The sequence below is a fragment of the Gemmiger gallinarum genome, assembly GCF_014982805.1.
Lineage (GTDB): Bacteria > Bacillota > Clostridia > Oscillospirales > Ruminococcaceae > Gemmiger > Gemmiger gallinarum.
Map to the genome: position 1 here is coordinate 942,261 of NZ_JADCKC010000001.1, position 26,408 is coordinate 968,668.

19 protein-coding genes are annotated in these 26,408 nt (G+C 59.7%); 4 read left to right on the forward strand and 15 right to left on the reverse strand.

The genetic code is table 11. The features are described from left to right. Nucleotides 1-28: 28 nt before the first annotated feature. From INF35_RS04390 to INF35_RS04400, 3 genes are all read right to left on the reverse strand, one after another. Nucleotides 29-829 carry an RICIN domain-containing protein gene (locus INF35_RS04390; RefSeq protein WP_193500294.1) on the reverse strand — a complete coding sequence of 267 codons (801 nt, stop codon included), beginning with the start codon at nucleotides 827-829 and terminating at the stop codon, nucleotides 29-31. 280 nt (nucleotides 830-1,109) lie between these two features. Beyond that, nucleotides 1,110-5,522: an FtsX-like permease family protein gene (locus INF35_RS04395; RefSeq protein WP_193500295.1), complete on the reverse strand. Its 4,413-nt coding sequence runs from the start codon at nucleotides 5,520-5,522 to the stop codon at nucleotides 1,110-1,112. Continuing rightward, nucleotides 5,523-6,236 (reverse strand): ABC transporter ATP-binding protein, encoded by a 714-nt coding sequence (locus INF35_RS04400; RefSeq protein WP_193500296.1) that lies wholly within the window; start codon nucleotides 6,234-6,236, stop codon nucleotides 5,523-5,525. Between the two features lie 278 nt (nucleotides 6,237-6,514). On the opposite strand from INF35_RS04400, the gene INF35_RS04405 reads away from it, so the two are divergent. Then, entirely contained in the window at nucleotides 6,515-7,078 is a 564-nt protein-coding gene (locus tag INF35_RS04405; RefSeq protein ID WP_193500297.1) for a TetR/AcrR family transcriptional regulator, read from the forward strand. A gap of 131 nt (nucleotides 7,079-7,209) precedes the next feature. On the opposite strand, the gene INF35_RS04410 is transcribed toward INF35_RS04405, so the two are convergent. The 9 genes from INF35_RS04410 to hypB all read right to left on the reverse strand — a co-directional run bounded on the left by INF35_RS04410 (nucleotide 7,210) and on the right by hypB (nucleotide 20,392). Continuing rightward, nucleotides 7,210-7,932, reverse strand: a complete 723-nt coding sequence (locus INF35_RS04410) for a penicillin-binding transpeptidase domain-containing protein (RefSeq protein ID WP_328740376.1) — start codon at nucleotides 7,930-7,932, stop codon at nucleotides 7,210-7,212. 196 nt (nucleotides 7,933-8,128) lie between these two features. Further along, a complete protein-coding gene (locus tag INF35_RS04415) occupies nucleotides 8,129-10,630 on the reverse strand; it encodes a glycoside hydrolase family 3 protein (RefSeq protein WP_193500298.1) in 2,502 nt (833 codons plus the stop codon). 96 nt (nucleotides 10,631-10,726) lie between these two features. Next, nucleotides 10,727-12,118, reverse strand: coding sequence for an MFS transporter (locus INF35_RS04420; protein WP_193500299.1), 1,392 nt, complete (start codon nucleotides 12,116-12,118; stop codon nucleotides 10,727-10,729). Nucleotides 12,119-12,167: 49 nt separating this feature from the next. Further along, nucleotides 12,168-13,664 carry a sulfatase gene (locus INF35_RS04425; RefSeq protein WP_193500300.1) on the reverse strand — a complete coding sequence of 499 codons (1,497 nt, stop codon included), beginning with the start codon at nucleotides 13,662-13,664 and terminating at the stop codon, nucleotides 12,168-12,170. A gap of 313 nt (nucleotides 13,665-13,977) precedes the next feature. Continuing rightward, nucleotides 13,978-15,024, reverse strand: a complete 1,047-nt coding sequence (locus tag INF35_RS04430) for a LacI family DNA-binding transcriptional regulator (protein ID WP_193500301.1) — start codon at nucleotides 15,022-15,024, stop codon at nucleotides 13,978-13,980. A gap of 423 nt (nucleotides 15,025-15,447) precedes the next feature. Next, entirely contained in the window at nucleotides 15,448-16,491 is a 1,044-nt protein-coding gene (locus tag INF35_RS04435; RefSeq protein ID WP_193500302.1) for a DUF5692 family protein, read from the reverse strand. A gap of 27 nt (nucleotides 16,492-16,518) precedes the next feature. Then, nucleotides 16,519-16,911 carry a hydrogenase maturation nickel metallochaperone HypA gene (locus tag INF35_RS04440; RefSeq protein ID WP_193500303.1) on the reverse strand — a complete coding sequence of 131 codons (393 nt, stop codon included), beginning with the start codon at nucleotides 16,909-16,911 and terminating at the stop codon, nucleotides 16,519-16,521. A 1-nt stretch (nucleotide 16,912) separates the two neighbouring features. Further along, entirely contained in the window at nucleotides 16,913-19,681 is a 2,769-nt protein-coding gene (locus tag INF35_RS04445; RefSeq protein ID WP_193500304.1) for an FAD-dependent oxidoreductase, read from the reverse strand. 30 nt (nucleotides 19,682-19,711) lie between these two features. Further along, on the reverse strand, nucleotides 19,712-20,392 hold the full coding sequence (gene hypB, locus INF35_RS04450; RefSeq protein WP_193500305.1) for a hydrogenase nickel incorporation protein HypB: 681 nt from the start codon (nucleotides 20,390-20,392) through the stop codon (nucleotides 19,712-19,714). 227 nt (nucleotides 20,393-20,619) lie between these two features. Here hypB and INF35_RS04455 point away from each other — a divergent pair, with 227 nt between their 5' ends. Next, on the forward strand, nucleotides 20,620-21,327 hold the full coding sequence (locus INF35_RS04455) for a FadR/GntR family transcriptional regulator (protein WP_193500306.1): 708 nt from the start codon (nucleotides 20,620-20,622) through the stop codon (nucleotides 21,325-21,327). 91 nt (nucleotides 21,328-21,418) lie between these two features. Here the strand turns inward: INF35_RS04455 and INF35_RS04460 are convergent, their stop codons facing one another. Continuing rightward, nucleotides 21,419-21,838, reverse strand: coding sequence for a hypothetical protein (locus INF35_RS04460; RefSeq protein WP_193500307.1), 420 nt, complete (start codon nucleotides 21,836-21,838; stop codon nucleotides 21,419-21,421). Nucleotides 21,839-21,981: 143 nt separating this feature from the next. Here INF35_RS04460 and INF35_RS04465 point away from each other — a divergent pair, with 143 nt between their 5' ends. After that, entirely contained in the window at nucleotides 21,982-22,395 is a 414-nt protein-coding gene (locus INF35_RS04465) for an arsenate reductase ArsC (protein WP_193500308.1), read from the forward strand. A gap of 113 nt (nucleotides 22,396-22,508) precedes the next feature. Here the strand turns inward: INF35_RS04465 and INF35_RS04470 are convergent, their stop codons facing one another. Continuing rightward, on the reverse strand, nucleotides 22,509-24,680 hold the full coding sequence (locus INF35_RS04470; protein WP_407925629.1) for a glycogen synthase: 2,172 nt from the start codon (nucleotides 24,678-24,680) through the stop codon (nucleotides 22,509-22,511). A 319-nt stretch (nucleotides 24,681-24,999) separates the two neighbouring features. Further along, on the reverse strand, nucleotides 25,000-25,620 hold the full coding sequence (locus INF35_RS04475; protein ID WP_193500309.1) for a DUF1643 domain-containing protein: 621 nt from the start codon (nucleotides 25,618-25,620) through the stop codon (nucleotides 25,000-25,002). 84 nt (nucleotides 25,621-25,704) lie between these two features. On the opposite strand from INF35_RS04475, the gene sfsA reads away from it, so the two are divergent. Beyond that, complete coding sequence (sfsA, locus tag INF35_RS04480) at nucleotides 25,705-26,388, forward strand: DNA/RNA nuclease SfsA (protein WP_193500310.1); 684 nt, start codon at nucleotides 25,705-25,707, stop codon at nucleotides 26,386-26,388. The last annotated feature ends 20 nt before the right edge of the window (nucleotides 26,389-26,408 follow it).

Below are 26,408 nucleotides of genomic sequence, written 5' to 3' on the forward strand. Positions count from 1 at the left end.
AAATCAGAAAATCCGAAGGGATCGGACATTATTTCTTGGCAGTGGTCTTCTCGGCGGCAGGCTTTTTGGCTGCGGTCTTCTTGGCGGGCTCGGCCTTCTTGGCAGCGGGCTCGGCCTTCTTGGCAGCGGGCTCAGCCTTCTTGGCAGCGGGCTTCTTGGCGGCAGCAGGCTTCTTAACCGTCTCCACAGCCTTGATAGCGGTGTCAGCCACGTCGGTGACAGCCTTCTTGGCGGCATCGGCCACATCGGTCAGGACATCGGCAGCGGCCTTGGCAGCCTCGCCAATGTTGCCGGCAGCAGCTTCCAGGTCAGCCTTGGCCTTGGCAGCCTTGGCCTTGGCGCTGGCCTTGGGCTTGCGGGTGACTTCGGTGATGGTCCAGTACTGGTTGTCACCGCCCACATCGCTCCAGATCTGCAGGGCAGCACCATTCTCGGTGCTCATGGCCACCACGTCCAGGCACTTGCCGGCCAGGTTGGACTTGATCTTGGCGCGGCCGTCATTCGCAGGCTCAACCACCCACAGCTGGCTGCTGGCATTGGCGCCTTCCCACTGATGCACCCGGGTACCGTCGGTAACGCCGCTGCAGTCCAGGTCCATCATCTTGCCGGTGAAACGGTTCTTGATGCGGTAAACGCCTTCCCCTGCGCGGACAAAGCCCCACTGCTGCCATTCGGCATTGGCATTGTCCCACAGCTGGATCTTTGCGCCGTTGTCGGTGTTATAATCTGCGACCTCCACCACTTTGCCGTTGGCGGCGCTGATGGTGTAGAACTTATCTTCCGCGATTACAGTCTGTTCAACTTTCTTTGCGGTCTTCTTTACAGCCATTGCTGTTCCCCTCCTAAAAGGTGTTCTTCATGTATCTGATGCGCCGTCGGCCTGTTGTGAGGCACGTCCCTCCGGCACATGGTCGGCGGCGATTTGCCGCTCGTACGACAATATTATATCCAATATTTTCTTGTCAGTCAAGTTTTACACGTTTTAGCGGCATCTTGCACAAAAAATCCCGGACTGTTAAAAACAGTCCGGGCATTATTCAGGTATTTTCTGCAAAAATCTGAATTTTTACTCATTCCGTGCGGTTTGCCGCGATCTCTCGGAACAGGTCTTATTCCGGGGCTTTCATGCTCTCCACCATGGAGATCTTTTTGAGTCTGCGGCCCATATACAGGTTAACGGCTAGGCTGAACAGCAGCGTCAGTCCCAGGGCATAGACAAAGCTGGAGAAGTCGATGCTGCGGCCGAACATGACCGCATCCACCTCGACGGTAAAGATGACAAACCGATGCAGGGCAATGCCGCCCACCATGCCGAACAGCGCACCGATCACCGTCAGGGCAATGCTCTCGCGCATGACATAGGCGCTGACCTCCCGGTCATAGAAGCCCAGTACTTTGATGGTGGCGATCTCCTTGACCCGCTCGGCAATGTTGATGTTGGTCAGGTTGTACAGTACCACCAGTGCCAGCACCGCCGCACAGATGACGATCATGACCACCACCGCATTGATGGAGTTGAGCATATTCAGCACCGACGTGGTGGTGTCCACCGTGAAGGTCACGCTGGCCACGTCCTCCATGCCCAGCAGCACCGCCGAGACCGCATCCCGGGATGTCTGGGAGGTATCCTGCGTGCAGCTGAGGATAACGTTCCACTCCACATCGGTGTCAAAGGCCTGACTGTATGTATCGGCGCTGAGATAGATGTAGTTGGAGACATAGTTCTCACAGATGCCGCTGATGGTGAAGGTTCCCTCCCTGCCGTCGGCATTCACCAGAGTCACTGTGTCCCCGGTCTTCACGTCCATGAGTTCGGCCAGTTTCTCGGTCATGACAATGCCGGTCTCTCCCAGAGGAGTGGGTTTGCGGGAGACCCGCTCGTGCAGGTCGTAGAACTGGGCAAAGGCGTCCACATCCTGCGGCACCATCATGTAGACCTCCGCGTTGGAGCCGTCGGGCAGTTCCTGGGTGGTCTTTTCGGTGAGAGTGGCCAGCGATGCGGTGAAGGCGTCGTCGCCGAAGAGGTAATCGTGAATTTCTCCCTGCTGGGTGTCCTGGGCATCGGTCACAGCGGTCATGAGATCATAGTGATCCACATCGCTGTACTGTTTGACAATAATGCCGTTGATGGAGTCCGAAATACCGAAGCCCGTCACCAGCAGAGCGGTGCACCCCGCCACACCGATGACTGTCATCCAGAACCGCTTTTTATAGCGGAACAGATTGCGGCAGGTAACTTTCTGGGTGAAGGTCAGATGCTTCCAGAGAGGACGGATGTATTCCAGGAAGATGCGCTTGCCGGCTTTGGGCGCCCTGGGGCGCATAAGATCGGCCGGTGTTTCTTTCAGAGAATTGCGGCAGGCCGTCCAGGTGACCAGCAGTGCGCTGCCGATGAGAAGCCCGCTGGAGAAAATGGCATAGTTCCAGCGCCAGACGGCATGGAACTCCGGCACATAGTACATCATTTCATAAGCGTACCAGATGACCGACGGGAATACCGTAAATCCAACGGCCAGCCCCACCAGCGCTCCCGATACCGCCGCCGTCATGGCGTACAGAATGTACTTGCGCATGATGTCGTGATTGGAATAGCCCAGCGCCTTCATGGTGCCGATCTGCAGGCGTTCCTCCTCCACCATGCGGGTCATGGTGGTGGAAACCACCAGCGCCGCCACCAGGAAGAAGAAGATGGGAAATACACCCGACAGCGCCTCCACCTTGGAGACGTTGCCCCGGAAGGAGGAGAAACTGACGTTGTCATCCCGGTCCCAGATATACCAGGAAGGAGATTCGATCTCATCCAGCTTGGACTGGGCATCCTCGATCTCGGCGCGGCCATCCGCCAGCTCCTGCTCTGCCTCGGCCTTGGCGTCGGCGTATTCGATCTCGCCGTCAGCCAGCTTCTGTTTGTTTTCCTCAATGGTCTGCCGGGCATCGTCCAGCTCTTCCCGGGCATCGTCCAGCTCGGCGTAAGCATCGGCGATCTGCCGCTTGGCGTCGTTCAGTTCCACCTGCTTATCGGTCAGGGTGGCCCAGCCGTCATCCAGCTGCTTTTTGCCTTCCTCCAGCTGTCGCTTGCCGTCGTAGAATGCGGCCCCCTGGGTGTTGTACTGTTCCCAGCCGGAATCCAGCTGAGCCTTGCCGTCGTCCAGTTCCTTTTTGGCCGCGGCAAGCTGCTCCTGGGTGGCATCCAGCAGGGCGGCGGTTTCCTCCAGCTGCTGGCGGGCCGCCTCCAGTTCCGGCTCGCTCTCTTCCAGTTCGGTCCTGGCATCGTCCAGCTTTTGCTGTGCAGCAGCAATAGCCTCGTCGGTAAAGAGAGCGTAGGCTTCCTCCTCGGTGGAGGCGTAGCCGGCATCCAGAATGCCCTGCACACCGGTTTCCACACCGTGCTGGGCGGTGTTGAGCAGTTTCAGCTGTTCATACTGCTGCTGCATCCCGGGGAGAGATTCGATCTGCATATCCATGGCAGCTTCCGCCATGGCAACGGCAACGGGGTCGCTGAGATCCAGCTCTTCCCCCTGAGCCTGGACGGCGGCCTGCAGGGCATACAGCCATACCTGACGGGCCGCATCCCAGGCCTCCTTGGCCTGCTGCACCGCGGGGTCATCCTCCGGGTTGGACAATGCACTCACCGGGGCAGCGTGGGCCTTTACCTCCGGGCCCTGTACAATTTCCCCGTCAGCAGAATCGGCCGTCATATCAGCCTCAGTGGTCTGCTGCGCGGCATCCTCCGCCGCTTGGGCAGAGGGCTCCTCCACAGAGGCAGTTCCATCTTCGGGGGCACCGGCAGCTTGCTCAGGGGCAGCGGTGTTTTCCTCCTCCGCGGGAGCGGGTTCCGTCTGAGCCGTGTCCGGGTCGGCCTCCGGTTCATCGGCTTGCCCGTCGGTTTTGTCGGGATCGGACGGGTCCTCGGCTACTGTCGCCTGCTCCTCCCCGGAATCGGCGGGATCTTCCGTCGAGGTCTCGGGCTGAGGTTCGGTTTCTTCTCCGGGTTCGGAGGGGTCCGTCCCCGCCTGAGCCGCTTCCAGCGCATCCTCATAGGCCTGTCTGGCGGCCTGTTCCTGCTGCCGAAGCTGCGACAGCTGTTCCAGCTGATCGATGGCTGCCCCGTTCTGCGCCAGGCTTTCATCCGAGAACAGCGCCCGGGCCTCGGCCTCATTCTGGGCATACCCCATATCAATGAGCGTCTGAATTCCGGTGTTCAGGCCGTTCTGCGCCTGGTTGAGCAGCTTGAGCTGTTCAAGCTGCTCAACGCCCGCCTCGTACTCTGCCTTGCCGGCCTCATACTTTTCCACACCGGCCTGGTACTGAGCCAGCCCCTCCTCATACCGGGCAACGCCGTCCACGTACTGGGCATAGCCCGACTCATACTGGGCCAGGCCGTCGTCGTACTTTTTCTGCGCCTCATCCAGCTGGGCCTTGGCGTCGGACAGCTGCTTTTCACCGTCCGCCAGCTCGGCCACCGCGTCGTCGTATTCTGCCTGCTTTTCGTTCAGTTCCCGCAGGCCGTCCGCCAGCTGAACTTCACCGTCGGCAATCTTTTGTTCATTTTCCTGCACTTCGGCCAGGCCGTCGGCGTATTCCTGCTCGCCGTCCAGATACTCCTGCTCACCGTCCGCCAGCTCCTGGCGGCCATCCTCCAGTTCCTGAGCAGCATCAGCCAGTTCTTCATTGGCTTCGGCCTCGGCGTCATAGTATTCCTGCCAGGCATCGTCGATCTCCGCCTGGGCATCGGAGAGCACCTCAGTATAGCGGGCCTCGCACCGCACATCCTCAATGGCTTCGATGCGGTCGGCCACCGTGGAGACCAGGTCGGTGTAGGAATCCTCCAGGCTGGGCAGCTGTGCCGCCCCCTCCACAGTCAGATAAATTTCGGTGTATGTTTCATAGGCGAAGGCTTCCGGCCGGGCGTACAGCACAATGTCCACCGCGCCGCTGCCCACACTGGCCGGCTCCCGCTCGTAGGAGAAGTAATATGTATTGTGTACCTTGCCCACAATGGTGAACTCGGTTTCGTTCAGCGTATCCTCCAGATCCTCGTTTTCCGGGTCCACCACCAGGGTATCCCCGATGGCGAAATCCTTATTGAGGGTGGAGATGCCTTCCTCCACCACGCACTCGTTGGGAGACTGAGGCCAGCGGCCTTCGGTCAGGGTCAGGCGGTTGATGACATCCTGTCCCTCCGGGTCGGCGGTCAGGCTGTGGACCCGGCCCACCATCTCGCCGCCGACATCCTGAAGCAGCAGATCGGCGGAATAGGCCGGCTGGACCTGGCCCACGCCTTCCACATTGCGCAGGGCTTCCACATCGTCGTCGGTCAGGCCCAGGGTAGAGACCACCCGCAGGTCAAAAAGATTGCCTGCATCCAGATACTCCTCCATGGAGTCCTCCATGTCAGGAGTTGTGGACAAAAGTCCGGCCAGAAAGCCGACGCCCAGCGCCACAATAGCAAAAATTGCCACAAAGCGGCTGCGGCTGCCCTTGAAGGTGCGCAGAATATTTTTTTGATAACTGCGTGCCATTTACCATTCGATCCTTTCCACCGGTATGGGGTCCTTGTTGAGGGCCACATCGATCACCCGGCCGCTGTTGATGCGGATGACCCGGTCCGCCATGGCCGCCAGCGCGCTGTTGTGGGTGATGACAATGACCGTGCGTCCTTTTTTACGGCAGGTTTCCTGCAAAAGTTCCAGTACCTGCTTGCCGGTTTTGTAGTCCAGCGCGCCGGTGGGTTCGTCGCACAGCAAAATTTTTGGGTTTTTGGCCAGTGCCCGGGCGATGGAGACGCGCTGCTGTTCACCGCCGGAAAGCTGGGCCGGAAAATTGTTTTTCCGGTCCTTGAGGCCCACCTCGTCCAGAACCAGATCGGCGTCCAGCGGGTCCTTGCAGATCTCGCTGGCCAGCTCCACATTTTCCCGGGCCGTCAAGTTCTGTACCAGGTTGTAGAACTGGAACACAAAGCCTACATCATAGCGGCGGTACTCGGTCAGGCGACGGGCGTCAAAGTCGCTGACCGTCTCTCCGTCCAGGATGATCTTTCCCTCATCGCAGGTGTCCATGCCTCCCAGCATATTCAGCACCGTGGTCTTGCCCGCGCCGGAAGGCCCCAGAATCACGCAGAATTCCCCTTTGGCAATTTCAAAGCTTACATGGTCGGCGGCGGCAATGCGTGTGTCGCCCATTTGATAGTATTTGCAGACATTTTCAAAGGTCACAAAAGCAGTGTCACTCGCCATAACGTTGTCTCCTTCCGTCCGGTCGGCGGCGTATCCGGCCGATTCTGATGGTAGTATACCAGTCGATTCTAAACATTTTATGTACTTTTTGAACGCAAAATTGTGAAAATTGTCAAAAAGCCAAAGGCAGAAGCTTTTCTCAACAGATGTTGATTTTCTTTACACTTTTATTATAATAAAAGTAATTCCGCGGCTCAATCATTAAAAAAGGCCGCTTCGTTCAATAATCAACATATTGTTCAAAATTGTTGATTGCTTTTGCAAAAAAGGAGGCTTCCATGCAGGAAAAGAAGTCCGATCTCCGGGTACAAAAAACGCGGGAAAGCATCCGCCGGGCCTATCTGGAGCTGCTGCGCGCCCGCCCCGCCAAAGAGATTACCGTAACCCAGATCTGCCGGTTGGCCCGTATCAATCGCGGCACCTTCTACCTGCACTACCAGGACACCCAGGATCTGCTGGACAGCCTGATCAACGATCTGATGGCAGAGCTGTCGAATATTCTGCACAAATACTCCCCCCAGCAGCTCAACGAGAACCCCTTTCCCATTATCTATGAAGCCTTCTCCCATTTTGCCCGCCATGCCGAGATCCTGCCTCTGCTGCAAAAAAACAGCAACTCCGGATTTATGGAAAAGATGAAATCCATGATCAGTGAAATGGCCCTGACCGAATGGCTGCCGCTGCACGGCGACCAGAAGCCGGAGGACTACCCCTACATCAATGCCTTCATCGTGTCGGGCACCATTGAGGTGTTCCAGGTCTGGCTGCAGAGCGGCATGAAAAAAAGTGCCGATGAGCTGGCATCCCTCATTGAGCGGCTGGCCCTGCAGGGCATCCGGTAACACTGCATCGCCTTTGGAAAGGGCGCCTCTTTTCCGCATACAAACAACACCACCCCCGCGGTGTCTCCCGCTATAACAGGGAGGCATCACGGGGGTGTATTGTTTGACTTTGCAGCCGATCTTGCGGGGGATCACTCTTCCAGCGTGGGATCGTTCTCTCCCGTCGTGTCCAGAAAAACCACCGAATTTTTCCGCACCTGCACCCCGGGCAGCGGATATTGCGCCACCACCCGCTCGGCGTCGCCGTCAATGTGGGCGGTCAGACCGTATTCCTGAAGTTTGAGCGAGGCTGCCTCGGCACGCCAGCCGGTCACATCGGGGACCTCGGCAAACAGTTTTTGCTGCTCCTCTTCCGTGTATTGGGGTTCGATTCCCAGATAAGGCAGCGCCTTGGCAAGTACCTCGGCGCAGACGGGTGCCGAGAGGGAGCCGCCGGAGGTAGTCCAGCTGTGCGGCTCATCCAGGCAGACCAGCACCGCCAGGCGAGGCTCCTCCACCGGCGCAACGGCCACAAAGCTGGCAATGCGGGCGCTGGCGTCCTCACTGTCCAGCTTCTGACTGGTACCCGATTTACCTCCCACCCGGTATCCCGCTACCGAAGCATTCTGGCCGGTTCCGGTGGCCACAACGTTTTCCATCAGCAGGCACATGGTCTCCGACGTTTCCTCTGAGATGACCTGCCGCTTTACGGTGGGTTCTTTCTCCCACAGAAGAACGCCGTCCGCATCCCGGGCCTCGGCCACCACGTAAGGCTCCATCAGCCGGCCCCCGTTCACAATGGCTGCCACTGCCGTAATCATCTGGAGATAGCTGACCTTGCTGCTCTGCCCGAAAGAGCAGCTGGCCAGCTCCACCGGGCCCGCCCGGTGCGGGATTTTGGACCATGGGGCACTGACCGGTTTGGGGTCATCACGCGCCGGATTCACAGCGGAGCAGCAGATACTTTTTCCTTTGATGGAAAGACAGACCCCAAGCCTCCGTCCGAATGCAGCAAAGGCCCCCGAGACCTTCTCACAGTCCCGGGGGCCCTTTATTGGCTAAAATTTTGTATCAGCATCCGGCGTTCTCGTAGCGGCTGGAACGCAGGATGACGCGGATCATACGGGTGACACAGCCCCGCAGCTGGTCCGCCGTCAAACGGCCGTCCTCCAGAGCTTTGCGGATGGCCGCATGGTCGCCCTCACAGCCCGGCATGACCAGATCGTTTCCCGCACGGATGCAGCCGTCGGCGGTGCAGTCGGGGCCCTGTTCGGTGGTGGTCCAGTCGGTCATGAAGAAACCGGCAAAACCGAACTCCCGCCGTGCCGCCCTGGTGCACAGATCATAATTGTTGGCGGAATGTACCCCGTTGATGAGGTTGTAGCTGGTCATGATGGAGAAGGGTGAAGCCTCCTGCACGGCGATGCCGAAGCCCCGCAGATAGAGCTCCCTCAGCACCCGCTCAGGCAGGATGCTGTCGGAGTGGAAGCGGTTGTCCTCCTGATTGTTGCAGGCAAAATGCTTGATGGTGGTGCCGCAGCCGGGTACGCTCCGGACGCCCCGGGTCATGGCGGCAGCCATTTTGCCGCTGACGAGGGGGTCCTCGGCGTAATACTCAAAGTTGCGTCCGCACAGGGGATTGCGGTGGAGGTTCATGCCGGGGGCCAGCCACAGAGTCACACCGAAGCGGTCCATCTCCCGGGCAACGGCACGGCCCACCTCCTCCAGCAGGTCGGTGTCCCAGCTCTGCGCCAGCAGCGTTCCCACCGGGAAGGCGGTGCAGAACTGATACCGGGGCGTGCCCTTGGGTGCGGTGTCCTCCAGGAACAGGCCGTGTTCCAGGCTTGCCTCCATGGGCATGGGCTGTGCCCTGCCGTCCCGGACATAGTAGGTCTGGTTGAGGCGCAGACCCGCCGGGCCGTCTGCCAGCACGATGTTGGCCACCCCCCGGTCCAGGGCGCAGGCGCTTGTCTCCCCCGCCGACCCCGGCACCGAAATGCCCGCAGAGCCCAGGTTGGCCCCCTGGCCCTTGGCGGGATCGCCGGTGGCCAGAGCGATCATCTGCTCGGTGGTCAGGGTAGCGGCGATGGCCTCCGCCTCATCCCCCAGAGGGGCAGGCTCGGCGTAATCCACCACGCGGGTCTCCACTGCCGACAGGTCATAGCTGATGACCGGAGCCTGTGCGAAGGCTTCCGCCACGGCGGCCCGGTTTTTGGCCTGCTGCTCCTCCGGGCAATGGAGGAGATTCAGCTCCTGCTGCAGCGGGCAGATGTTTTCGGTCTTTTCCAGCATCTTTTCCTCGGAAAGGCGCAGCAGGGCCACCGGCTTTGCCGCTGCCAGGGAGGGTCCGGCATAGATGCCGTAATCTCCCGCTTCCAGCACCCAGGCGCTGGAAGCCTCGTCGTAGGAGGCCAGGTCCCGGGCGGTGAAGGTCAGGGACAGCGCACTGCTCTCCCCCGGCTGCAGCAGCGGCGTCTTGGCAAAGGCGCAGAGACGGCGGAATTCTTTCTCCAGCCGGCCCTGGGGCAGAGATGCATAGACCTGCACCACCTCCCGGCCGGGTACGGCGCCGGTGTTCTGCACCTGCACCTTTGCGGTCACACTGCCGTCGGGGTCGGTCTGCAGCTGAACGGCCTCCATGGCGAAGGTGGTGTAGGAGCCACCCTCGCCAAAGCCGTAACGCACCGGAATACCGAAGGTATCAAAATACCGGTAGCCCACGTAGAGGCCTTCCTCGTAGCGCTCCTCCTCCACATTGCCGTTGTTGTGGGAGTAGGTGGCGGCGTTGGGGTAATCCCCATAGTGCAGCGCCCAGGTATCGGTGAGTTTGCCGCAGGGATTCACCTTGCCGGACAGCACATCGGCCACGGCGTTGCCGCCCTCCATGCCCGGCTGGGAGACGACCAGCAATCCCTTGATGTTTTCAAACTCATCCAGGAAGGACAGGTCCACCACGCCGCCGGCGTTGATGAGCACCACCACATTTTTGTACAGGCGGCAGATGTCGGCCAGCATGGTATGTTCTTCATCGCTGAGGCAGTAGTCCCCGGGGCCGGCGCTGCGGTCGCTGCCCTCCCCCGCAATGCGGGCAATCACATAGACGGCAGTCTCCGCCTGGGAAGGCGTCACCGCCGGACCGGCAGGCAGGCTGAAGGGCGTAGTGGAATAGGCCATGAAAAAGGCCATGCCGTTTTCGGTGGTGCCGCCGCATTTGTCCAGCACCGTCTGTTTCCAGTCGCTGCGGGCTTTGGCATAGACATTCTCATAGGCATCCAGCCAGTCGGCTGTGGAGATGCGGAAGCCTGCCGCCTCCATGCCCTCCCGGATGGTGACGCTGTGACGCTCGTTCACGTCGCCGGAACCGGTGCCGCCCTTGACCGTATGCACCGCCCCCGCGCCGTACAGCGCAACGGTGCTGCCCGGTGCCAGGGGCAGAACGCCGCCATCATTTTTCAGCAGTACAATGCCCTCGGCGGCCGCCCGGCGCGCCAGAGACCCATGCTCCGCCTCCCGGGCTTCCGGCGCCGGGTCGGGGGTGCCGGGCAAAGGCATCTGTCGGATGGTTCTGTTCATATGGATTCTCCTTTTACTTGCTGCATTGCCCCGCGGACCGCGGCGGGACAGAGTTTTCATCTGTCCATCGCCGCGCCGGGGATTCTGTTGATTCCATTATACATTCTTTTCTGCCTGTGCGTGGCGGGCCTCCAGATCACGGCGGATTTCTTTATATTTGTCCTCGGTGATCTCATAGAACCACATGGAGATGAGGGACGCCACATAGCCCAGGATGGGCACGCCGAAACGCAGGAAACCGATCATGCTGCAGACCGCCTCAGACTGGGGCACATCGGGGATAAAGCCCACCAGGCCCAGGAAGAAGCTGGCGATGAAACCGCCAATGGCCATACCGAACTTGTTGACGAAGGTCAGGGAGGAGGACATCAGGCCATCGGCGCGCTGGCCGAACTTCCACTCGGCGAAGTCGGAGCATTCCGGCAGCATGGCCCAGCCCAGGAAGCTGGGGAACTTGGAGATGAAGCCCCAGAAGGCGAACATGCTCATCATCATGATCAGATTGACGGAGGGATTGGGCACCAGCCACAGCACAGCCAGAGGGATGATGGAGATGGCTTCGCCCCACCAGAAGAGGCGGCGCTTGCCCAGCCACTTGGTGAGAATGGGCAGCATGGGGATGGCGATGATGCCGGTCCACAGGGTGACGTTGGCAACCTGGGCCACCAGAGACATATCCTGAATGACGTATTTGAAGTAGTAAACGTTGACGGCGCTGCAGGTGGCGTTGGCCAGAACGTCGGTGCCGAAGGCGATCATGAGCATCATCATGGGCTTGTTCTTGAGGAGCAGCTTCATGTCGCGGGCAAAGTTGAAATTATTTTTCTGTTTGGCCTGCTGGATGGTCTTTTCATCGCAGACATCGTACTTTTTGCCGCCCCAGGCGCAGATCCAGAAGGAGATGGTGGTGATGATGGCAATGAAGGCGCCGTAGATAGCCCAGCCGGTGGCTCCGCCGCCGAAGAAATCCACCATGGGGATGGCCATAACGGTGACGACGAACTGAGGAATGGTGCCCATGCCCTGTTTCCAGGTGACGATGGTGGTGCGCTGCTGGGGGTCTTCCGACATAACGGGGGTCAGGGCGTGATAGGGAATGTTGACCACAGTGGATGCCAGAGAGTAGGCAATGTAGACCACATAGGCATAGACGATCTTCATGGTGGGGCTGAGATCCGGCGCTGTAAAGAGCAGGAAGATCAGCACGCCCAACACGGGGGCGCCGAAAACGATCCAGGGACGGAAGCGCCCCATCTTGCTGACGGTATGGTCGCCGATCATGCCCATGAGGGGATCGGTGAAGGCGTCGATAAAGCGGGAAACCAGCATCAGTCCCGACACCACCATGGTGTCGATTCCGAAAATATCAGTGTAGAAGAAGGTCAGGTAGGACATGACGAGGTAGAACGCCATGTTGGAACCGATGCCGCCGAAGGAGTACTTGACGACATCCGCGAAGGATGCTCTTTTATACGTCTGCTGTTCCATAAATTGGTTCCTCCTTTGAATTGTGGAAAAGGCCGCAATCCGCCTTTCATTATACGCCAAGCCGGTCATACAGTTCGGCCGGGGCGTCGGTCTGTTCCATGCACTCCCGGATATAACCTTTCATCCGGGCGATGATCTCGGGGTCATCCAGCGGGTGGGCCTGCTCGGGGTCTTTTTCCAGGTCGAACAGCATGGAGCCGAAGGAGGTGGTGTCCCCCATCCGGTTGACTGCCTTGATCTTCATGACCGGGCAGCCCTTGGTGAAGGAGAAGGGTTTCACCATTTCGGCCTCCTGCAGTTCCTGGGGGGAGAACATGGCCCGCATATGGGTGGGCATGAGGGTGTACTCATAGACATCGGCATCGGGATGCTCTGCCGAGTGCATGTAGAGGTAGCGGCCGTCGGTCACATCCACCTGGCTGCCGTGGTAGCCAAACACCGCGTACTTGCGGATGGGCGCATCGCTGTCCATCACGCCGGTAAGGGGCTTGCCCTGCATATCCGACGGAATGGGCTGACCAAAGAACTCCAGAATGGTGGGTGCCAGATCGATGGTTTGCACCAGAGCATTGCGATGGGCGCCTGCCAGGTCCTTGCGGCGGGGATCGTAGATGTACAGCGGGGTGTGGGAGATCTCGGTGTACAGCGGCATGGCGGTCTTGCCCCACCAGCCATGCTCCCCCAGCAAAAAGCCGTGGTCGGTGTTGACGATGAGCATGGTGTCCTCCCACAAGTTGTACTCATCCATCTTGTCCAGCACCTTGCCCAGATAGCGGTCGCACTTGCTCACCAGAGCCGCGTAATGATACCGCACATGGTCGATGGTGTTCTGATCCTCCGCCACCGGGGCGTAGGGCGGCCAGTCGGCCTCGGCGGCCGCGTCGCCCAGGAAGGTGTGGGGGTACAGCGCCTGATCGGCGGGCAGCGTGTAGAAGGGCTCGTGGGGGTCAAAGGTCTCGATCTGCAAGAACCAGTTATCCGCCCCGTGGTTGCGGTCCAAAAACTCGATGCCGTGGCGGAAAGTCACCGCCTGGGAGGTTTTTTCCTCGGTATCCATAGCGTTGCGGTTGACCTGGTCATGGCTGAGCATGGCAGTGTAGGGCGGATAAGAAAGCATGACTTCCTTGTTCTTGAACACCGTCTTTTTGTCGTACTGGTAGCTCAGGTCCGCCTTCCAGTTGTCGCCTTCCTGCCCGCGGGAGATATCCCAGGAAGAATAGCGGTTGTGATAGGTGCAGCCGCCGTCCTCCCAGTAGTGCTGATGATCGCTGACCAGGTGGGTGTAGATGCCCGCCTTTTTCAGCAGTTCGGACATGGAGTCGTCGAAGGGCTCCATGGGTCCCCAGCTGCGGTGGAAGAAATTCAGCCGCCCGGTGTGCAGTTCCCGGCGGGCCGGCATGCAGGGCATGCTGCCCACATAGCAGTTTTCAAACTGCACGCTGCGCCGGGCCAGACGCTGAAAGTTGGGGGTTTTGGTCCAGTCACATCCGTACGATTGCAGCAGGTCCCGGACCAGAGAATCGTACATGACCATGATACATTTCATTGCTTGTCACTCCGTTTTTTCCGCGCGCTTTTCTGCGGAAAGCAAGCCGCCCTGCCCCGGTGCAGCCATGGGAGGCTGCTTTACAATTTTTGCAGATGCTTTGCTTTCTTTGGTCTGCCGCGCTTTGTGCTGTGGTGATCACGTGTTCGCCGTGCGTTTTTCCCCTTTTGCCCCGGGTCTTGTATCACCTCCGTCTTTCCAGCGCTTTTTGCCCTTGCCCTGAAACAAAAATTTGACTTTTACACGTTGTTTCAAAATTCTGAAAGTTTATGAAAGCGCTTACATTTTTCTTTCAAAAAGAGACGCCTTTCTTTCAAGGCGTCATCGGGGCGGTCATTTCTTTGACCGACTCCCGCTCGGTATAGCGTGGTTTGTACTCGATGCCCGTCTCGGGGATGTCGTCCCCGTTCAGGCGGTGCAGCAGCAGTTCCGCGGCGCTGGCCCCCATATCCACAGCGGGGACATACAGGGTGGACAGGGGCGGATAGGTCTGCTTGGCCTCGTCCATCCGGTGGGTGACCGCCACCATGGACAGCCGATCCGGCACCGGGATGTGCAGTTCATTGCAGACCCCCAGCATGGTCACGGCCTGGTCGTAGTCCGGCATGCAGACGGCGGTGATCTCTCCCCCGCAGACGTATTTCTGCAGATCCTTTTTGTACTGTTCCCGGGACATCTCGCCGGTATGCAGCAGGCGGAAGCAAATCCTGCTGCCGTCCTGCCAGGTATCGGTGACGGATTTCACCTGCCGGATATAATTCTCATGCATGGAGATGGCGTAATAGATAATGTTTGTGTGGCCCTTTGCCCGCAGATGTTCCAGAATCTCCAGGCAGTATTCCACATAATGGGCGTAGACATTGAGAAACTCGGATTCTTCCTGCCGGCCGATGTAGACCACCGGGAAATCCATCTCCCGCAGTTCCCTCTCCACCTCCGGGGGCATCATGGCCCGCAGAGGACCGTTGAGGATCAGCCCGTCGATGCGCTTGCTGCGCACATATTCCCGATAGGCGGGGATGCCCCCCGCCCGCTTGTAAAAGCCCGGCCGTTCCACGATGAGGGTCATGCATTTGTCCTGATAGGTCAGAACCCGCTGGATGCCCTTAAGCAGCTCGATGCTGTACGTGGAATCAAACACCGAAACATCCCCGTCCAGCATATAGACCCCGATCATGTTGGCCTGCTTGTTGACCAGGCCCCGGGCGAACTGGTTGGGTTCAAAGTGGAGCTTTTCCATGGCCGCCTGGACAGCCGCCACCTTTTTGGGACTGACCGCCGCGCTTTTGTTGAGGATGCGGGACACCGTGGCAATGGAGACCCCGGCTTCGGCAGCCACATCGTAAATGGATACAGACATCCGCGTCCCCCTTTTCCGACAGCCGCTCTTGTTTTGTAAGCGCTTTCTTTCTTCTGTATCCAGAATACTATGCAGGGAGCCCTGTCGTCAATCGACAAAGAATATAAAGATTGACAAAATATTTCGTGCAACATATCCCTCTTTTTTCTCCTTGCAGCGAGGCGCTTCTGTGCCTTGCCCCAATCAACACAGCGTCCAGCCCCCGGCTTTTCCCTGCCCGCTTTTGCTTCTTCAATCCCCATCCCCGTCCGGTATTTCTCCATATACCGCTTTCGGCTGCAAAATGCCAAAAAGAGAGACCGTTTCTCCTGTGAGAAACAGTCTCTCTTTTCCATTTGGAAATTCAGGCGGACAGCCTGGCTGCCGGCATGCTTTCAAAGGCCTCAGCCTCGAAAAGGCACCGGCAAGCCGCAGGGGCGCGTCTTACTGCTCTTCGGCGCGGGCCATGGCCAGCTTGAAGTCCTTGAGATCGGTGAAGATCTCATTGGTGTAGGGGTTCTTCTTCTGTTCGACGGCGCGCTTGACGATGATGGCCAGCACGATCACGTTGGCCGCCAGTGCCGCGATGGCAATGACGCCCTGCATGGTGGGATCTGCCGCCGTGGGATGGGTGGCAGCATCCATCACGCCGTCCACATAGAGGACCGGCAGGGTGGCGAAGACGCCCTGATCCTGGAACATGGGGAAGACCTGGGCAAACATGCACCACAGTGCCAAAGTGTTGGCGCGGTTCTGAATCCAGGCGCCCTTGTTCCAGAAGGCATTGGCAAAGGTGGGCGCCAGCAGCAGAGCCAGGCCGCAGTACCAGGCATGGGTGGGCAGATTGTTGTAGGTGTACTCAAAGTTCCACAGGTCGTAGGCGATGATGTACAGGATGGTCATGTCGGGCCAGAGCATATCCTGCTGTTTCTTGGAGGAGTAGATGCCCCACCAGCCGGTCATGCAGAGGATGTTCAGGATACCGGCAATGCCGTTGACCCAGTTCCACCAACCGCCGTACAGCCAGACATTCTCGCTGGACAGCCACCAGCGGCTGCCGGTTTCTGCCAGAGCCATGGCGCCGCGGATACCGGACTCAAAGTCGCTGGCCACGGCAATCAGGATATTGATGGCCACAATGGCAAAGGGGAAGGCCTTGAACCAGTGGGTCTTTCCCACGCCCCACTTGTACTTGAGCATCATGAAGCCGATGCATCCCACGGTGGCGGCATAGAGCTTGGCATAGTGGAACCAGCTGTTCATGTAGAGGTAGGTGGGGTTGTTCAGCGCCCAGTCTGCCCCCATGGCGGCGCCCACGGCCACCGCAACAAAATAGACCGTAAGTCCCGCAGGCAGGATCAGGAAGCAGAAAATGCCGCCCTGCTTGGTGCGGCGGGCCAGCTCATTGACGAGGACCAGCCCTACGAACACCAGCAGCCATCCAAACAGCTGCCAGCCGGCGTTCTCGCCGTAAATTTGAAACAACATACAAAATTCCTCCAGTTTCTATGATTTTTACAGTGCGGTCCCGGCGGGAGGCTCCGGCGGTTCCGGTTCCTCCTCCTCGGGCACTGTAATATCCCGGATCATGGTCTCATTGCCCTGGATCAGGTGGGTCTTGCCGCTGCCGCACGCAGGGCAGGTGCGGCCGTGGGCCACGGTGGGATAGACGCATCCGCAATTTTCACACAGCGTCTTTGCAGGAATGACCACCACCTGCAGCTTTGCCCCCCGCAGCATATCCGATTTGGAGGCCGCCCAGTTCCAGCAGTCCTGAAGGTAATCCTCCAGCACACCGGACACTTCACCCAGTTCCAGCGTCACCGCGTTGACCTGGCTGACGCCGTTCTGGCGGCCCACCTCCTCCACGCTGCGGATGATATGAAAGACAATTCCCAGCTCGTGCATATCAGTCGCCCTTCTTGCCAAAGCGGATCTTGAATTCCCGCTGGATCATATAGGGCAGAATGGCCTTGAACTTGTCCTCGCTGCGCACCATGGTGCTGCACTCGGGGCGCTCGCGGAAGAGATGGATGGCGTCGAACTCGCACTTGGTGGTGCAGACGCCGCAGCCGATGCACTTGTTGGGGTCCACCACCGAGGCGCCGCAGCCCAGGCAGCGGGCGGTCTCCTTTTTCACCTGCTCCTCGGTAAAGGTGAGATGGCCGTCCCGGAAGGAGTGGTGGTAGTCGATGTCCTCGGCCATGCCTGCCGTCTGGCGGGCGGTGGTATCGTAGCTTTCCAGGGCCAGATCGTCCTTGTTCAGCTGGATGAAATCCCGCCGGTTTCGGCCGATGGTCATGCTGGTGTTGGGCTGGACAAACCGATGGATGGACACAGCGCCCTCCTTGCCTGCCGCGATGGCGTCAATAGCAAACTTGGGACCGGTGTAGACATCGCCGCCCACAAACACGTCGGGCTGTGCGGTCTGGTAGGTCAGGGCGTCGGCCACCGCACGGCCGCCGCGGCCCAGCTCTACCTGAGAGCCCTCCAGCAGGCCGCCCCACTGGATGCTCTGGCCGATGCTGAGGAATACATGGTCGCATTCCACCGTAATGGTGTCGTTTTCGTCGTAGGTGGGGGCAAACTTGCCCTCGGCGTCATAGACCGAGACGCAGCGCTTGAACACCACCGCAACGGCCTTGCCGTCCTTGGTCAGAATCTCCTTGGGGCCCCAGCCGCAGTGGACGTTGGCGCCGTCCTCCTCGGCCTCGGCGATCTCGGCAGGGGTGGCGGGCATCTGTTCCCGGGCCTCCAGACAGTACATGTCCGCTGCCGATGCGCCGCAGCGCAGGCCGGAGCGCACCACGTCGATGGCCACGTTGCCGCCGCCTACCACCACGATCTTGCCGTTGAGGGCGATCTTCTCCCCCTCGTTCACCTTGTGGAGGAAGTCCACGGCGGTGACCACGTTGGGAGCATCCTCGCCGGGGACACCGGCCTTGCGGCCGCCCTGGCAGCCGATGGCCACATAGAAAGCCTTGTAGCCCTGGGCGCGCAGCGCATCCAGCGTCACGTCCTTGCCGACCTCCACGCCGCAGCGGATCTCCACGCCCATCTGGCGGATGATGTCGATCTCGGCCTCCACCACGTCTTTTTCCAGCTTGTAGGAAGGAATGCCGTAGGTCAGCATGCCGCCGGGCTTTTTGTTCTTCTCGAAAACGGTGGGACGGTAGCCCTTCTCGGCCAGATAGTAGGCGCAGGACAGACCGGCAGGACCGGCACCGATGATGGCGATCTTCTCCTCAAAGCCGCCCCGGTTGGAAGGCGGATTGATGGGCGGGATATAGCGGGTGGAAGCCTCCAGGTCCTTCTGGGCAATGAACTTTTTCACTTCATCGATGGCCACCGCCTGGTCCACGGTGCCGCGGGTGCAGGCATCCTCGCAGCGGCGGTTGCAGACACGGCCGCACACCGCCGGGAAGGGATTTTCCCGCTTGATGAGGGCCAGAGCATCGGTATAGCGGCCCTGGGCTGCCATCTTGAGATAGCCCTGCACCGCAATGTGGGCGGGGCAGGCCGTCTTGCAGGGGGCGGTGCCGGTGTCATAGCAGTTGATGCGGTTTTTGTCCCGGTAGTCGATGTCCCACTTTTCGGGGCCCCACTTGACCTTGTCGGGCAGTTCCTGGCGGGGATATTCCACCGGGCCGTGGGTGGTGCAGAGCTTCTGGCCCAGCTTGACCGCACCGGCGGGGCAGTACTCCACGCAGCGGCCGCAGGCCACACAGTTTTCCGGGGTGACATGGGCCACATAGGCGGAGCGGCTCATGTTGGGGGTGTTGAACAGCTGGCTGGTGCGCAGGGCGTTGCAGATGTTCACATTGCAGTTGCAGATGGCGAAAATCTTGTTCTCACCGTCGATGTTGGTGATCTGGTGGACAAAGCCGTTGTCCTCGGCACGCTTGAGGATGCGCATGACCTCGTCGTAATCCACATAGTGGCCCTTCTTGGTCTCCACCAGGTAGTCGGCCATGTCGCCCACACCGATGCACCAATCCTCGGGGTCATCGCCGCAGCCCTCCCCCATGCGGGCCCGGGACATACGGCAGGAGCAGGGACTGGCGGCATACTTGCCGTCGTACTTTTTCAGCCAGTGGGAGATGTGCTCAATGTCCACCGACTGGTTCTCAGTCTCGATGGCCTTTTCCACCGGGATGACGTGCATGCCGATGCCCGCGCCTCCCGGGGGCACCATGGCGGTGATGTGCTCCAGCGGCAGGAAGGTCATCCGCTCAAAGAAGGCGGTGACCTCGGGATGGTCCTGGATCTGGCTCTTCTGCATGTTGAAGAACTCGGCGCTGCCCGGCACGAACATGGGCAGCAAGTACTGCTTTTCGTGGCGTTCGTTCTCCCAGTTGTACTCCAGCAGACCGACGTAGCTCATCTGATAGAGCAGCGGTTCCAGCTCCTCGGCGGGCTTGCCGGTGGCCTTGACCAGCTCGGGCAGGGTCATAGGCTTGCGTACCTTCATCTTGAGGGCCACGTCCGCCATCTCGTCGGTGACAAGACCCGCCAGTCCCCAGTACTCCGGGTCCTCGGCGGTGAGGGGGCGCAGCTTGGCCGGGATGCGGTCGGTGATCTTCTGGCCCAGCTTGAGAATCTTCTCCCGGGGCTTTTCATCCTTGGGGATCTTGAAGGGCAGTTTGCTCTCGTCCAGAGGGAAATGGGTCTGACTCATGGTCGGCATCCTTTCTCGTCACGGGTTGTATTACATAGTGTCTTTGTTCTTCCAGGCGGCAACCTCGGCGCGCAGCCAGTCGGCCCACTGATCGATGCCCTCCCCTGTGCGGGCACAGATGGGAATGATTTTGGCATTGGGGTTGCGCATGAGGACGTACTCCCGGCATTTTTCCATGTCAAAATCAAAGTAGGGCATAACATCGATCTTGTTCACCAGCACCACGTCGCAGACGGTGAACATGAGGGGGTATTTCAGAGGCTTGTCGTGGCCCTCCGGCACCGAGAGGATCATGGCGTTTTTCACCGCGCCGGTGTCGAACTCCGCCGGGCAGACCAGGTTGCCCACGTTTTCCAGAATAGCCAGATCCACGTCCTCCAGGCCCAGACCTTCCAGCCCCTGGCGGGTCATTCCGGCGTCCAGATGGCACATGCCGCCGGTGTGCAGCTGAATGGCCTTGGCGCCGGTCTCGGCAATGGCCTTGGCGTCCACGTCGGAGTCGATGTCCGCCTCCATAACGCCGATGCGCAGTTCGTCCTTCAGCGCCTCGATGGTGCGCCGCAGGGTGGTGGTTTTGCCCGACCCCGGCGAAGACATGAGGTTGAGCAGGAACACGCCCTTTTCCTTCAGCGCATGCCGCATCGCATCGGCCTCCCGGTCGTTGGATGCAAACACGCTCTGTTTGATTTCCAGTACTTTCACCTTGTCCACAGCAAGCGTCCTTTCTCCTCTATTTTGTGGTTCTGCCACATCCGGCGGGAACCGAAGGCAGAAACTTTCATTCATTGTGAATAGTTTAACACTATGCGGGACACAGGTCAATAAAACCTGCCTTTTTCAGTGAAGAGGTGAAAAGAAATGCTTTTTCTTGGTGGAAATGTATGATAAAATTTTCTTGTGGTATGTGGTATAGCCACAACGCCGGAAGGAGGCTCGCTATGGAGTTTGAAAAGCTGTCGGCCCCCAGTCTGAAGGACCTGTTTGTCCAGCAGCTGCGGGGAATGATTCTGTCGGGAGAGCTGGCCGTGGGGACCCAGCTTCCGCCGGAGCGGGAACTTGCCCAGCAGATGCAGGTCAGCCGGGCGGTGGTCAACGGCGGCATGGCGGAGCTGGCCAAACAGGGCTTTGTGGAGGTGCGCCCCCGCCAGGGCGCCGTGGTGGCCGACTACCGGCGTCACGGCAATCTGGATACCCTCATTGCCATCATGGAATACCAGGGCGGCATTCTGGGCCGGGAGGAAGTGCGCTCCATTCTGGAAGTCCGCATGGCGTTGGAGCATCTGGCAGTATCCAACGTCATCCGCCGTGCCTCCGACGAGGCGCTGGACCGGCTGGGGAGCCTGTTGGCCGCCATTGCCGAATGCGACACCCCTGCCCAGGCAGCGGAGGCGGCCTGGAACTACCAGCATGAGCTGGCTCTGGTGAGCGGCAACCGCATTCTGCCGCTGATCTATTACTCCTTCAAGGCCCCGGTCATCACCCTGTGGACCCGGTTCTGCCGCCTGTACGGCATTGAAGCCCTCTGCCGCAACACCGAAAAGCTCTATGATCTCATCCGTGCCCGGGACCATGAGGGCGCCGCCCGCTGGGTGGACGAATACCTGGGGCAGGCCATCTCCGGCAGCCAGCAGATCTACAGCGAGTAGGCATAGAAAAGCCCGCCGCCATGCTTGTGCAAGGCAGCGGGCCCTTTTCGGCTACCGTATCCCGGAAGATTTCTGTCTCTTCCCGGAAGGTTCATTTTTTTCCTGTGTCTGACACAGACAGCCCCTGTAGCGCACCCGACGCCGCCAGCAGCACCGCCACAGCCAGCCCCATACCGTTCATTTCCCCGAACAGGACCAGCTGCAGGATGGCCGCCAGACAGGCCAGCACGGTCACAACAAGCGCCGCACCACGCCGTCTGCCCTGCCCGTTGTCCGAAAAACCGGTCAGAACAAGCGCCGCAGCCGCCACTGTCAGAATGCCTGCCGCCATGGGGAGCGGGTCTCCGTACCCCATGGGCGTCAGGTCAAAGAAGGAACAGGTTTTCAGAAAGTACTCCCCCGGTCCGGCGGCGAAGCGCATGGTGACCCCGCCGGGCAGGATCTCCATAAACAGGGCAAGAGCCAGTGTGCACAGCGCCGCAACAGCCCTCCGATTCCGTCTTGTTTTCATGGGAGCACCTCCTTTTGAATTCATTATACCGTGCGGGGCACACGGCGTAAAATTTCATTTTGGAAACAACATTTTTCTGTATTGCCCCACGCATGCAAAAACGATATACTGAAGCAAATACTTCCGAAAAGGAGCATCCGTCCATGTCCAAACCGAACGTCGCCTTCATCTGCGTGCACAACTCCTGCCGCAGCCAGATTGCCGAGGCTCTGGGCAAACTGCTGGCCTCCCATGTGTTTGAAAGCTATTCCGCCGGGACTGAGACCAAGCCCCGCATCAACCCCGATGCCGTCCGCCTGGTAAAGCAGCGGTACGGTGTGGACATGGAGGCCACCCAGCACAGCAAGCTGCTGGCCGAGCTGCCGCCGGTGGATATTGTGGTGACCATGGGCTGCAACGTGCAATGTCCCTTTCTCCCCTGCCAATACCGGGAGGACTGGGGTCTGCCCGATCCCACCGGGTGCAGCGACGAGGTATTCCTGCAGGTGATTAATGAGATCGAGAAGAAAATTCTCAGCCTGCGGGACCGGATCGCCGCCGGAGAACTGACACAGTGACCGGACGTCCCCCGGATAGCGCAATACAAAACAGAGGCAAAGTCTGACTCAGGCTTTGCCTCTGTTTTTTCGGTCATGCAGCCCATGACCGGTCATAATTCAGATTGATCCCATTACCACGGCGTGAGTTCCAGATACAGGTCCTTGTACTGGCGGGCCGAGTTCTCCCAGGAGACATCCTTGGCCATATCGCGCTGGACGACCTCATCCCAGTGATAGCGGTTGATGAAGTACTCCGTCTTGGCGCGGTTGATGGCATCCAGCAAAAGGCCTGCGTCGTAGCGGTCAAAGGTGAAACCGTTGCCGTCCCCGTTGAAAATGTTGTAGGGCTGCACCGTGTCCTTCAGGCCGCCGGTCTCCCGGACGATGGGCAGGGTGCCGTAGTGCATGGCATTGAGCTGGGTCAGGCCGCAGGGCTCAAAGCGGGAGGGGACCAGCAGGGCATCGGCGCCGGCGTAGATCCGGTGTGCCCGGGACTCGTCGTACTGGATGCAGGCGCTGAACATACCCTTGTACGCATTTTCGTAATAGCGGAAGGTGTCCTCGTACTCCTTGTCGCCGGTGCCCAGCACAACAACCTGGGTGTTGCCGTCCATGACCTGGGGAATGATGGCATTGACCAGGTCCAGACCTTTCTGGTTGGTCAGGCGGGAGATCAAGCCGATGACAAACTTGCCCTGATCCTGCACCAGATCCAGCTCCTGCTGGAGAGCCAGCTTGTTTTCCCACTTGTGATCCAGCACGTTGGTGATGTCATAGTTGACGGCCAGGGCGGGATCGGTGGCAGGGTTCCACATGCCGTAGTCGATGCCGTTGACAATTCCGCGCAGCTTGTAGCTGTGATAGCGCAGGTGATCTTCCAGCTTTTCACCGTACTCGGCAGTCTGGATCTCCTGGGCGTAGGTGTTGCTGACGGTGGTGATGCGGTCGGCGTAGGCAAGGCCGGCCTTGAGCATGTTGGCATCCTCATAGCCCTGCTTCATGGCGCCCATGTTGAAGACTTCATCGGGCAGACCGGTCCAGTACTGCAGGGTGGGAATGTTGTAAATGCCCTGGAAGCGCAGGTTGTGGATGGTCAGGACCGTCTTGGCACGGCCGATGGGAGAATCCTGGAACATGGTGCGCAGATACACCGGCACCAGAGCCGCCTGCCAGTCGTGGCAGTGGATGATGTCGGGGATCCAGTTCAGGTAGTTCAGGGCAGCCAGCGCCGCCTTGCTGAAGTAGCAGTATTTGGGGATATCGTCCACCAGGCCGATGTAGGGGTTGCCCGCGGAGAAAAACTCCTGGTTGTCGATGAAATCGTAGACCACACCGTCACAGACATACTCCATGATGCCCACATAATAATTCCGGCCGGTCTTGCCCAGGTCCATGTAGAATTCGCCGCGGTAAACCATCTTGTCCTGATACTTCTGGGGAATGCAGGCGTACCGGGGCAGGATGACACGCACGTCACAGTTCTGGGCCACCAGCTCCCGGGGCAGGGCATACATTACGTCGCCCAGACCGCCTGTCTTGACGAAAGGATGGCACTCAGATCCAATAAAAGCAACACTTCTGCGAGGGGAAACATATTGCGGTTCCATAGGTACTTCTTTCTCCGGCTCAACCGGCTCTTGTACGGCAGGTTTGGACTCTTCGGCGGCGGGAACGGGTTCCTGTGCCACAGGCTTGGCTTCCTCCGGCGCGGGGGCAGGTGCAGCCTTCTTGACAGCAGGCTTTGTCTTTTTGGCAGCGGGTTTCGCCTTCTTGGCGGCGGGTGCTGCCTTCTTGGCGGCGGGTTCGGCCTTCTCGGCAGCAGGCTCGGCCTTCTTGGCAGCGGGCTCAGCCTTTTTGGCGGCAGGCTCGGCCTTCTCGGCAGCGGGCTCGGCCTTCTTGGCGGCAGGCTCGGCCTTCTTGGCGGCGGGCTCGGCCTTCTTGGCGGCGGGCTCGGCCTTCTTGGCAGCGGGTGCCGCCTTCTCGGCGGCAGGCTCAGCCTTCTTCGCAGCAGGCTCGGCCTTCTTGGCGGCAGGCTCGGCCTTCTTGGCGGCGGGCTCGGCCTTCTTGGCGGCAGGCTCGGCCTTCTTGGCGGCGGGCTCAGCTTTTTTGACAGCGGGCTCGGCCTTCTTGGCGGCAGGCTCGGCCTTCTTGGCAGCGGGTGCCGCCTTCTCGGCGGCAGGCTCAGCCTTCTTCGCAGCAGGCTCGGCTTTTTTGACAGCGGGCTCGGCTTTCTTCGCTGCGGGCGGAGCAGCTTTTACTTCGGCTGTCTGCTTCTTGGCAGACTGCGCTTTTTTCTGTGCCACAACAACTCTTCCTTTCCAATTGGTAATGTACCAATACTTCCGGGCTGCGACCCCCACAAAGAGTTCCCTCGGCCGGCCCTTCCCGGAAAGACAATCGGCAGGGAAGCAGAAAAGCCATGGCTTCCCCGCTTCCGGGCCTTATGAAGAAAGATTAGCATATTTTCGTCCAAATTTCAATTGCCGCCATTGCTTTTTCATCCTTCCGCCGGATGTACCTGCCTTTTGGCCGGACGTTTTTTCCCTCTTTTCCCCAAAAGTCTGCTTTTTAAGTTTTCTTTTGCCCGGCAAAGCCAGCCGGCCTTCTGTCATCTTCTGCCGTTCAAAGACTCTGTTCCAGGTAGGCGGCCACGTCGAACAGGTCCAGCGTGCAGTCCTTGCGCAGATACAGCGGGTGATGGGGGTGCCCCTTTTGGGACCGCGCCCCTGCCGAGTACCAGCAGGCTCCCAGTTCATTGCCGATGCGGATCATATCCCGCAGGCAGTCCGCCAGATAGGGGCGTTTCTCGATGATGGTGCCCCAGGCGGCCCACACGGCGGGAGCACCGCTTTTGGTCTGTTCCAGCGCCCAGCGGAAAGCCGCCATGTTTTCCTGATGAAGGACGGAGTTGCATTCCTTCTCCATATCATCGGGGCGGGTGGCGCGCTGGGCATAGACGTTGAACATGATGAAACTGTCGTACCCGTTGGCCAGGGCAATGCGCTCCACCGACTTGAGGGTGTTGTCCAGGTCGTTGGGGGCCGCCGTGGACGGGTTTATGCCCACACAGATCAGCGGCTTTTCCCCGGCGGTGCCCAGGATATATCGGTAATCACAGTACATACTGGGAACATACAGCCAGCGGGAGATGTCGTAGTCCGGGTTGGGCCGGCGCGCATCCTCCAGGGCGCGGGCAAAAGGCAGAATTTGCTGCTGGGCAGTGTCCCGTGTGGGAATGTGCATGAAGAAACCTCCTTGCGGGCGGTTTGCACAGTCCGCCGCCCGATGCTATACTCTCCCTATCAGGATACAGGCAGGAGAAACGCAATGCAATACCAACATGTAAAAGAAGGTCGCTTTTTGTCCCGGCCCAACCGGTTCGTCGCCAGGGTGCTGCTGGACGGGGCCGAGGAAGTGGTCCACGTCAAAAACACCGGCCGCTGCCGGGAACTGCTGCTGCCCGGGGCAAGGGTCTACCTGGCCCTGGGGGACAATCCTCAGCGCAAGACCCGCTACGACCTGATCGCCGTGGAGAAGGGGCCGCTGCTGGTCAACATGGACTCCCAGGCCACCAACCGGGTGTTCGGGGAGTGGGCTGGGGCGGGGCATTTCCGTGCCGGGCTGACCCTGCTGCGGCCGGAGACAGTGTGGGGCAATTCCCGCTTTGATTTTTACTGGGAGGACGCCTCCGGCTGCCGGGGTTTTGTGGAGGTGAAGGGCGTCACCCTGGAGGAAAAGGGTCACGCCCGCTTTCCCGACGCCCCCACCCTGCGGGGTGTCAAGCATCTGGAAGAGCTGGCCCGCTGCCGGGCCGAGGGCTGCGAGGCCGCCGTCTGCTTTGTGCTGCAGATGGGCGGTATGAAGGATTTTGCCCCCAATGATGTGACCCACCCCGCCTTCGGGGATGCCCTGCGCCGTGCCGCAGCCGGGGGCGTGAATGTCCTGGCCATGGAATGCGCCGTGACCCCGGACAGTCTGATCATCACCCACCCGGTGCCGGTGCGGCTGTGACCGCCGCCCCGTCTCCCGCT